Origin of the sequence: Bacillus sp. JJ783 (genome assembly GCF_036963225.1) — a bacterium.
Classification (GTDB): Bacteria; Bacillota; Bacilli; order Bacillales; family Bacillaceae_G; genus Bacillus_A; species Bacillus_A cereus_U.
In genome coordinates, this window is sequence record NZ_JBALMG010000133.1 from 22,626 (window position 1) to 32,146 (window position 9,521).

The following is a 9,521-nucleotide window of genomic DNA, read 5'->3' on the forward strand; positions in this document are numbered from 1 at the left end:
TACATACATATATTAAAAAAAAGCAGAACCAAATAAAAAACGAATCATGGACTCTTTTAAGTACCATGATTCGCGGAGGTAATTCATTAATTACTTAGTGTTTAATTTTTTACGTTCTGCCTCAATTTCGGAACGTAAAGTAGCTTCTAGGTAACGATCTATTTTCCCGTTTCCTTCTTGTACAAGGTTATTTAATGTCTCTTCTGTCTGTTCTTCAACAATTACGATGACCCCTGTTTTTCCCGGTTTGATCGATTTTAATGTATTTTCAAAAACAGAATATGCATGTGTAATCTCTTTTTTATCTTGGAAGATACCGATTGTGGATCCGATTAGTCCACCTAATAATACACCGAAAGGTCCACCTAGTATTCCAACAAACATACCGACTAAACCGCCCCTATTTGTTTTATCAGCACCGGTAATATCCAAGAAGTCTTCTACTGATAATTCGCCATCTATTTTTCTTTTAATAACGGCAATTTGGTCTACTTTTAATTGATGCTCAAGGTGAAGCTTTTTAATAACAGAGAATGTTTTGTATGACTGCATATCTTCCTGAAATGTAAGTACAACAGCTTGTTTTTCCATTTTCAAAACCTGCCTTTCTCCTACATTATTATAATATTAGGTATATATGTCAAGAAAATCATAAGTTTTTACTGTCTACAACTATTTTTTAACAGTTTAAACATTTTTCAAATCAAACATTTGAAATTTATTATAGCTTTTGAATAAACCTTGATAAAAGAACGAATAGAAAAAGCGTGTTTTGAAAAAAAGATTGATAAAAACACGCTTTTTCTATATTCAATTGAATCAACCTTTTATAAAAAAGTTTGATAATTTTTGTGATCCTTGCTCAATTAAAGCGCCCGATTCTTGAATAACTCAAGATTAGCTATAAATTCATTCATTTAAAAATCTATAGGACTTTGATATTTAATAATCTTGTTTTAGAGACCATACCAGCACTTTCTAACGTTTGTTTCGAGGGAGTGTTATAATACCAACAACCGCAAATCGGATTTAGATTATTGTCATAACACCATTCCTTTAAATGATGAATTATCGTTCTGCCTATTCCTTTTTTTCTGTATTGTTCATTTGTAAACATGCCCATATTTCCATATCTATCAAGTAACTTACTTGTTTCGATAATCCCTATTCCAAGCAGAATACTTCCTTTGATGTAGGTGAATATTTCTCTATTTTCAATACGTTCCTCCACTTTATCAAGGAAGTCCTGACATACCTCAGTTATTTTTGTAGCATCGCTAAGCACCGCAGCTCTGAATTCTCCACCTTTAAATAATTTTCCCTTTGGAATTTCCACTTTGTTATCTTGGAAAAAGTAAGCTTGTTTTTCGATCTTATAATCATGATCTAATACCAAACTTAAAAAAAGTTCGTCGCATGTTGGAACCAGTATTGACCGAATTGAATGATCCTTAAGAACATTGTCAAAAATCTCTTGGGATTTTTTGTAGTATGATAAATCTAAATAAAATTGAGTTAGGGACTGGTTACTCTGTATGGCATAATAACCTGCAACTTCGGAATTGTAACTGATTGTATAAAATACGGAATTGAGAATGTGCTCCTCTAAAACAGAATCAATAGGAGAACTTAATGTACTAACATATCTTTGGATTAAATCCCCAATATCATTTTGTTTACATTCTTTAAAATAAAAACTCATGTTTGGACACCTCGTATTTTTGTTGATCTCATTAGTACTCATGCAATAGATCTTATTACTCATAAAATAAAGAGAATCTATCCAATAAATCATATAAAAGTATTAGTGTGAAATTCTATTTTAGTTTCGTGAAATCCTTCTCTAACCTCCAAGTTAGTTGTACAATCTTACTTTACAATCTGGCCCGATTGCTGAATAACATGACTGGCGTTTTTTAAACAACTTTATTATGTTTTAAACGACTTTATTGTAAATTAAACAACTTTATTATCTCTGTACAAATTCTCCCGTTTATGTAATCCAAAGTCTCCATGTAAGGCCTGATTGGATATCCAGCTATGAAAGTATAAATCCTCTAAACCCATCTTATGCCTCACTAATTCCGGTAAGGTTAACATTAGGTTTCATCCTCCGTTCTGATTTCGAAAGTTGTTACCTTTAAGGCTTGCTTTTCTTGGTATGACATGGAAATGAAGTCTTGCAATCTCCCTTTAAAGACCTGCTTCCCGTTCGAGTATACAATAACAGCTTTATTAAGATCTCTCGTTATAAGTGTAGGCATTAGTTTTTCATCATTATTTATTCATTCCCGTTTTCCATTCAGATTTTGTAATGATTCCGTCAAGATTGTATGTAATCTCTAGTTGGTCATACCCATTCTTGTAGATGTGCTTTGTATTCGTCCCGTTCGTCTCTGTAGCATCTGTCCAAGGTAGGTGACTATCATCTATCTCATGAAAGCTTGCCCCTTCCTGAGCGAAACTGAGCAAATCTTCGGAAGCCCATCTTTCAAGCTTTGGCTTGATTAGTTTTTTATACTCCGCCTGAGCTGATTCAGACCCTATAGCATTCAGACCTTTATGAGCCTTTTGTTCTCTAGCTTTGTATTGAGACTCTTTCAGCTTCTCCAATCGCTCGTCTACTTGCTCGCCTTCTTCGGATTCTTCCTCTTCAAGTTCAGGCTCATTAGACGTCTTCAAGGCTTTCAACTCAGATTTAAGACTTTCATTCTCGTCATGTACTTCCTGATACAACTCCTCGGCAATCTCCCATTTATCTTCCCACTCTTTGATTTCCTCTTTAATGTTGTTTCTATCTAAGTTCTGATGTTTGATTAAAAAAATGTTCTAGACTGAGTATCGCTGGCTTAATAGGATTCCTTTATTTTTATTTTTCTGTATTAATTAAATAAGGATTTAGACTAATGAATAGTTTTTATTTAGAGAAAAGAAATTTTATTAAAATAAAGTATTAGACTAGATAGTAGGGTTTATTCTATCAAACGTATGAAAACGCATTTCAGGATTAAAGCGGACGCACTTTATAATTTTGAAATTAAACAAAGTGAATATTTCAAAATTACATTGATTATACATTCCATATATTGTATTTTAAAAGTAATCTTACTTTTGCAAACTGAAAAAAAAGGGGGGCTTATTCATGCCAATTATTAAAACAAAAAACGGTGAATTTCACTACGAGTCTTTTGGACAAGGGGAACCAATCCTTTTTTTACACGGAAGCGGGGCATCTTGGAAGATGTGGAAACCACAAATCAAATCATTTTCTAAAGAATATCAAATGATTCTTCTCGATTATCGTGGTCATGGAGAATCGATAAAAACCTTTCCTGGTAATGTATATGATTACGACTTAATCGTATCTGATATCATTTCATTTTTAGATACACTAGGCCACACACCTCTTCATGTAATCGGCGTTTCACAAGGAGCAATTCTGGCGACATTAGTAGCCATTCATCATCCTTCCTATGTAAAAAAATTGGTCATTTCTAATAGCTATAGTGAATTCCCAACTAAAACTTCTAAATGGGTACTTCAATTTTCCAATTTCATCTTTAGTTTGCTGCCCTATTCAACAATTATTGATTTAATGATGAAATTTTACAAACAAGAACCGTACACGCAACAAATACTACGCGATTCATTTTCAATAGACAAAAAAATGTTATTAATGATGAAAAAAGCAAAATTTCCTGTTCATACTTCTTTATTACATCTCATTCAATCCCCTACTCTAATTCTATCTGGAGCAGGAAAAGTTGTAACAGGTGTTGATGAAGGAAAAGCAGCTAAAACAATTCACCAGCATATCCCAAATAGCACCCTTGCTTTATTCCAAGATGCATTCGATCCACTCAATGTAATGAGAAAAGATATTTTCAATGAGATGGTCCTCGATTTTCTTAGAGACTCTTCTCTACATGAGTATGAGGAAGTTTCGTATGGATAATAGTTAGATTCTATCTAACAAATAAACTTATATATGTTTTGTGGAGCAATTATTTACATATACATCGTTAAGCATACTAGATATGAAATAACTATATCCTAAAGAATAGGGAATTTGATGATTCTAATTCACGTTCTATCACATGGTCAAAAAAGTCTCGGTTTGGTCACCGAGACTTTTTTCTTATTCTTCCATATGTTATTGAATTCTCTACAGAAAACACCTTTTCAGTCTACAACTATTTTTTAATAGTCTAATACTTTATTCTATAGTCTAAAACATTTTTTTAATAAAACATCTGAATGATATTCATTGAGAATAATACTCCGATTGCGCCAATAGCTACTTTACGTCCTAAAGGCATTTTCTTCTTAGTTTCTACTGATGCGATTTTATCTGTTTTCATAGTTGTAATCTCCTTCAAGTAACTCATTTATCTATTTATAATGATTTAGTCACACGAAAAATTTTACATGTATAGTCATCGGATGCCCAGTTGACCGAATTAACCAGGCATTCAGTTTTCTTGTATTATCCTGCATATGTAATTTGATTTCTCTATCCGTTGTAACTTCTTTAACAGGGCTATCAACCTTTATTTTGACACCCTTCCAAAAGTCAATCTCACCCCAACCGTTACTGAAACAACGTCCAAAAACGCCTTGAGACACTTGAAACGAGTTAATTTAGTTTGATTACTAACATTTTTGGATGAAAGACACAAATAGATATACTCAACAGTCAACTCTTGAAGAAACTCAGCACCCGTCGCTCACATTTGACGTACTACTGTAGAGAGATCCTTCTCAATAGATAGACCCTTCACAGTTTCCTGTAGTGCCCTACTGTAAGCAACGCAACTGCCGTTAATACTAGTAATAAACTGTTTAAATTTTTTGGAAATAAATCCACAAAGCCTTTTATAAGTAGCAGATCTAAGCCAATTAAAATAATTACAGAAATAATTAATTTGTATCTTACTAATAATTTTTGACATCGATTTGAATCGTTAATTTCATAAACCTCCATTTTCTTTAGTACACTACAAATGACTGTTACCTACTTTATCTTTTAACCACAAAAAGCTGCTTCAGCATATTTAACTGAAGCAGCTCTTGTTATCTCAAAAATGGTAATGGTGCTTGCTGAATTCCGTTTTGAGTTGAGATATAAAAAGATTTTGCGAATCCCTCACTGTGAATACATTCGTCTATTACGAGTATTATAGGAATCTTACGTAAGTCTAACATGAGCTCCTTTCTAACATGTTCTGCTAAAGCAAGATTAGATATAGATAAAATAAAAATACCTGGTAAACTTTTCGTGTTTTCGAAATTCAATAAATTATTTGGTCCATTTTGAATTTGATCTTCCCAAATTTTCAATCGCGATTTTAAATGTTGTGCATATCGCTGACCCTGTTGTACCCTTTCAAATATGAAGTTTTGATTTCCAATTGGAGTTTTAATTTCTCCAACAGCAATTGGATTATAGCCATTACCAGTACCTTTTAGCTTTGGATACCAGCACCAGGTTTTTAATAACTGTTGGCCAATTGCAAACTCATATTTTATTTGATTCATAGTGACAAATCTTTGTACCCCTGCTACACCAAGTTTTAACCATTGTTCTGGCTTTAATGAATAGTTTGTATTACGGTTATGATAAGCCCACATCATCAAATGACCAGCAGTATTTAGAGTGATTGGAGCAGAGGTTTTGGGTTGATCCGGAAACAGATCTGATTTTATCTCCCACCGACTAACAAATCCATACAGCACAAGCTTTTTCAGCGATTCTGAGACCTGGGACCTACTAATTTTAGATTCCACAAAATTTTTAATTTGAGCTTCAGTAATCGCTAATGAGTCCCAAATAAGTTTTAGTATTAAGTTATCTTTTTCATTTATAAATCCTGAATTAATTCTGTCATAAATACTACGTAAATCTGTGAGTGGTTTAAATTTATCTGGAAGAATTGGTCCCCCCTGTAAAGAGGGGTCATCCCAAATCGATAAAGATTCGTCCCTATTAAGCCAATATTGAACCGCCTTTCCATTCTCTTGTACGGAAACCTGCGGCGCACTCATTAGTTATATAAAAACGCCGTTGGATCGTTAACTTTTTTGCGTCCAAAAGGAAACTTAAAGATAACCCCCGACCCTCTCTCTTTTTCCACATCCACACTTACAATTCTCATACTTACTACGTCATCCAATACTGGCTGTTCGATAGTTTTAGGGACAATTCCTTTAATTGTGCAGCCTTGGTCCAATTCAACAAAAACTCCAAAACGCGGGTCAACATTTACAACCCTTCCTACAATTGTATCCCCTTCAGCTAATTCAGATAATAACTGATAAGGATTTTCCACAGCTGCTTTTCTAGAGACGTGGATTAGTCGCTGCTCTGGATTAAATTGTAGAACCTTAACTGGGATGCGTTCACCATTAGGTGCATAGCGATCCACAGCATTTTTATACACTCTTCCATAGTTTAGTTCATGTAATTTCATGAAGCATTCTGCACCATTGATGCGTAAGAATATGGTTGGAACCTGAGCATTCATGTTATATCCAGTTACCTCAGCTTCGTAAGTAGGTTCTTGAAGTCTTTCATCTTGCTCCAATTCTATTAACTCACGAATTAAAGCATCTGCAGATCTCCTGCTTGCTTCTTTTACTGAAACCTGAACTTTATTTACATCCAGTTCATCAGACATTTGAGTAATTACTACGTTAAAAATATTACCTGTGAATTGTGTAATACTTCTAAAAGAGTAATCAGAGAAGTCCTCTTTTTTACAAATACCTATAATCTTTCCGTTTTCAAGGGCAAACTCAGCATATTCAGTATCTGGATCGTCTTTATCGTGTCTTTTGACCGTTCTCAATACTGCTTGAATTGGCTCTTTATATCTACGTAGCGCCTGTAGCTTTTCATAAGTTTTTGAATCCATAAAAATATCTCCTCTCCCTTGTTAAATATTTATAAAATTCAAAAATAATACTTCTACTTGAATTATTGTTACTTTTAACTAAGAAACTAAGTTTTTCAGAAATATTTTCTGAAATTTATAATTGTTTTTCATATAGACCTGTCACTTACTTTATTTATAAGGATTAACGTTAATATTCCATATGTATTTAGGATTGGGTATTATGATATAATTGGAATAATATGGAGGTTGACCTCCCCCTTGTACTAACGCCTTGTTATTCGTTTGCTTCTTGGTAGGTTGCGTCGAACCACAGAGCGTTTATTTTATTATTTTCTATCCTTTCTACGTTTTTCTCTTCTCTTAATTCCTTCATTTTTTCTATTTTGTCCAGAATGTTTTTAACAAGTTGTATAACAACTAATTAAGAATTACAATTCAATCACTATCATGTTCTTCATTTATAAAAAATCGAATGAAAGAAGGCTGCCAGAATATGTTTAAAAATGAAAAAGAACTACATAAAGCTTTTGAAGCAGCAAAGGCGTCTTTAGCAATTGAGGGCTTAACTGTTACAAAGGAAATGGAAAAAATAATGAAAGATAAGTTGAGAGGGAATATTACAATGGAGGAATTTATTAAATTAGCCGATGCTATCGCCAGACGTCAATAAACTATCATTTACTGTAATACCTGCAACTTTGAAATAAATTTTGAATAAAACAGCAAAAACCATTTTGGATAGAGATTCTACAAAATGGTTTTTTACTTTATTAATGTGTAAAGTGATAATAATGTTATTTAATTCTGATTTAAAAATATAAGAGTCTCGCTACAAATAAACATTATCAAGACCTAAATTGTAAAAAGGCATAAAAAATAAAGGGTGATACATATTATATATGACTAATATGTATCACCCTTTTACTTCTTGCTCAACAATTACGCCCGATTGCGGAAAATCATTTTCTAGTTTGTTTTCTTTTATTAATTAGTGGAAAAACAACCCTTTAATAAGAAACAGGTACTTGTTCAGTTTAAAAAATGTTTTAGACTGAACATCCTTGGTCTAATGGGATATTGCTATTCGTATTTGTCTAATTAACTAAAATAAAGATTTAGACTGACAAATCGTTTATATTTCATGATAAGAGCTTTATTAAAATAAAGTATTAGACTGGATAGTGAATATACATTTTATGTAATGGAAATAAGGAGAATTCTGAGAAATTGTATTTGATAAAACTAAAGTTTAGGAATTTTTATATTTCACAACCGAAAATTGAGCCAATTCGCAATTAAATTTGAGCCAATTGAAACGAGTGAAATTCACATACTTTGAGAACATATTTTCATATCGTATAGGCTTGACATGGATCCCATACGGGCATGATTACTTTGCGAATGTTGCGGTGGACAGGGATTTCACACCCTCACAATGGTATCATGCCCGCCTCTCCATATAGAGATGGTGTGGTCGACCTCTGAATTAATCTAAATTTTCAATTAAGAGATCTCTGAATTTTTGATCATTCAAAGTTTTTAACACGAAATCATTGTAATGTTCACTCAGGTTCATATAATCAGTTTCATTTAAGTCATTAAACATAAACACTAGTTCCGTCATATTTCCCTCTTTATCCTTTGCATAAAGGGAGTTTGTTAATAGAAATGCTGTTGAACCACCTTTTTGCCCTACATGTATTAACCATTCCTTGTTATTTGGATTCTCCATAGGCCATTCGACAATCTTGTCTAACTCTTTCTGCACATTCTGTGGGAAATAGTCTTTACGATTCAGTCGTTCCATCAATAGAAGATAGTCTTTTGCGGATGCGGCTGGTAAATTATCTGACCATATTCTTTGAAATTCAATATCGCCTAGGCATGGGATATTACGTTGTTTAAATTCAGTAGAATTTTTCATCCATTGGTGAATCTTAATAGATTCCCTAGCAAATTCTTGTTGTGACATAGCTTTCATTTTTATTAAGGTTTCGTTTTTGGTTAAATTCTCTTCTTTTTTTAAATTGCCAGCAACATATAAACTAGATACAAGTGGATATAATTCTTGATGATGAGGTAATTGTAAATTTTTCATCGTTTGATTAATATTTTCCAAACCTAATTTGTCTATTAAATAATCAGCATTTGCATTGGAACTAAACTGCAACATTCCTTTTGCAATTTGTTCTAATGTTACTTGATTATTTCGAATAATGTTTTTTTCATTTAAATAACGAATCCAATTAGGGTGGTTAGAGGCATCTGTATCTTTTATATAATATGCTTCTAAATCACTTAAGGGAATTTGTTGATCAACTTTAATCGTTCCTTCAGCAGATTGTTTAGCAAATTCTACAGCAATAATTAGTTTCATCATGCTTGCTAAAGGAATTACCTCATCAGAATTTATACTTACTAGATTTTTTCCATTTCTTTGTAGAATAAAAGATACATTTTTATCTGTCTTATGTGTCTTTAAATATTCCATAACAAATTCATAACCTTCTTTTTGTTTTGAAATATTTTTATATGAGATAAAGAAAATTGAAACAATTAGTAATATAATGGCTAGTTTTTTAATAGATTTCAACACAATTTCTCCCTCTGTATGTCTAATTATTT

At 32.5% G+C, this 9,521-nt stretch carries 8 protein-coding genes and 1 pseudogene; 2 read left to right on the forward strand and 7 right to left on the reverse strand.

From position 1 onward, the window contains the following. Positions 1 to 90 precede the first annotated feature (90 nt). The 3 genes from V7038_RS23975 to V7038_RS23985 all read right to left on the reverse strand — a co-directional run bounded on the left by V7038_RS23975 (position 91) and on the right by V7038_RS23985 (position 2,682). The gene (locus V7038_RS23975; RefSeq protein WP_098988890.1) at positions 91 to 591 is read right to left on the reverse strand and encodes a DUF1269 domain-containing protein; all 501 of its coding nucleotides are present in this window, start codon (positions 589 to 591) and stop codon (positions 91 to 93) included. A gap of 334 nt (positions 592 to 925) precedes the next feature. Continuing rightward, positions 926 to 1,702, reverse strand: coding sequence for a GNAT family N-acetyltransferase (locus tag V7038_RS23980; protein WP_335695742.1), 777 nt, complete (start codon positions 1,700 to 1,702; stop codon positions 926 to 928). Between the two features lie 575 nt (positions 1,703 to 2,277). Beyond that, positions 2,278 to 2,682, reverse strand: coding sequence for a hypothetical protein (locus tag V7038_RS23985; protein ID WP_234813701.1), 405 nt, complete (start codon positions 2,680 to 2,682; stop codon positions 2,278 to 2,280). A gap of 460 nt (positions 2,683 to 3,142) precedes the next feature. Here V7038_RS23985 and V7038_RS23990 point away from each other — a divergent pair, with 460 nt between their 5' ends. Continuing rightward, positions 3,143 to 3,955, forward strand: coding sequence for an alpha/beta fold hydrolase (locus V7038_RS23990; protein WP_335695743.1), 813 nt, complete (start codon positions 3,143 to 3,145; stop codon positions 3,953 to 3,955). A gap of 515 nt (positions 3,956 to 4,470) precedes the next feature. On the opposite strand, the pseudogene V7038_RS23995 reads toward V7038_RS23990, so the two are convergent. The 3 genes and pseudogenes from V7038_RS23995 to V7038_RS24005 form a co-directional block, all read right to left on the reverse strand. Then, positions 4,471 to 4,709 (reverse strand): annotated as a pseudogene (locus V7038_RS23995) (tyrosine-type recombinase/integrase); the annotation flags it as partial. Positions 4,710 to 5,073: 364 nt separating this feature from the next. Further along, positions 5,074 to 6,045 (reverse strand): hypothetical protein, encoded by a 972-nt coding sequence (locus V7038_RS24000; RefSeq protein WP_335695744.1) that lies wholly within the window; start codon positions 6,043 to 6,045, stop codon positions 5,074 to 5,076. After that, positions 6,045 to 6,914 (reverse strand): RNA-binding protein, encoded by an 870-nt coding sequence (locus V7038_RS24005; RefSeq protein WP_335695745.1) that lies wholly within the window; start codon positions 6,912 to 6,914, stop codon positions 6,045 to 6,047. Before V7038_RS24005 ends, V7038_RS24000 begins: the two co-directional genes overlap by 1 nt. A 475-nt stretch (positions 6,915 to 7,389) precedes the next feature. Between V7038_RS24005 and V7038_RS24010 the strand changes: the two genes are divergently transcribed. Beyond that, positions 7,390 to 7,566, forward strand: a complete 177-nt coding sequence (locus V7038_RS24010; protein WP_002162104.1) for an antitoxin VbhA family protein — start codon at positions 7,390 to 7,392, stop codon at positions 7,564 to 7,566. 816 nt (positions 7,567 to 8,382) lie between these two features. Here the strand turns inward: V7038_RS24010 and V7038_RS24015 are convergent. Continuing rightward, positions 8,383 to 9,521 (reverse strand): serine hydrolase (locus tag V7038_RS24015; RefSeq protein ID WP_335695746.1); only part of this gene is annotated, 1,139 nt, incomplete at its 5' end.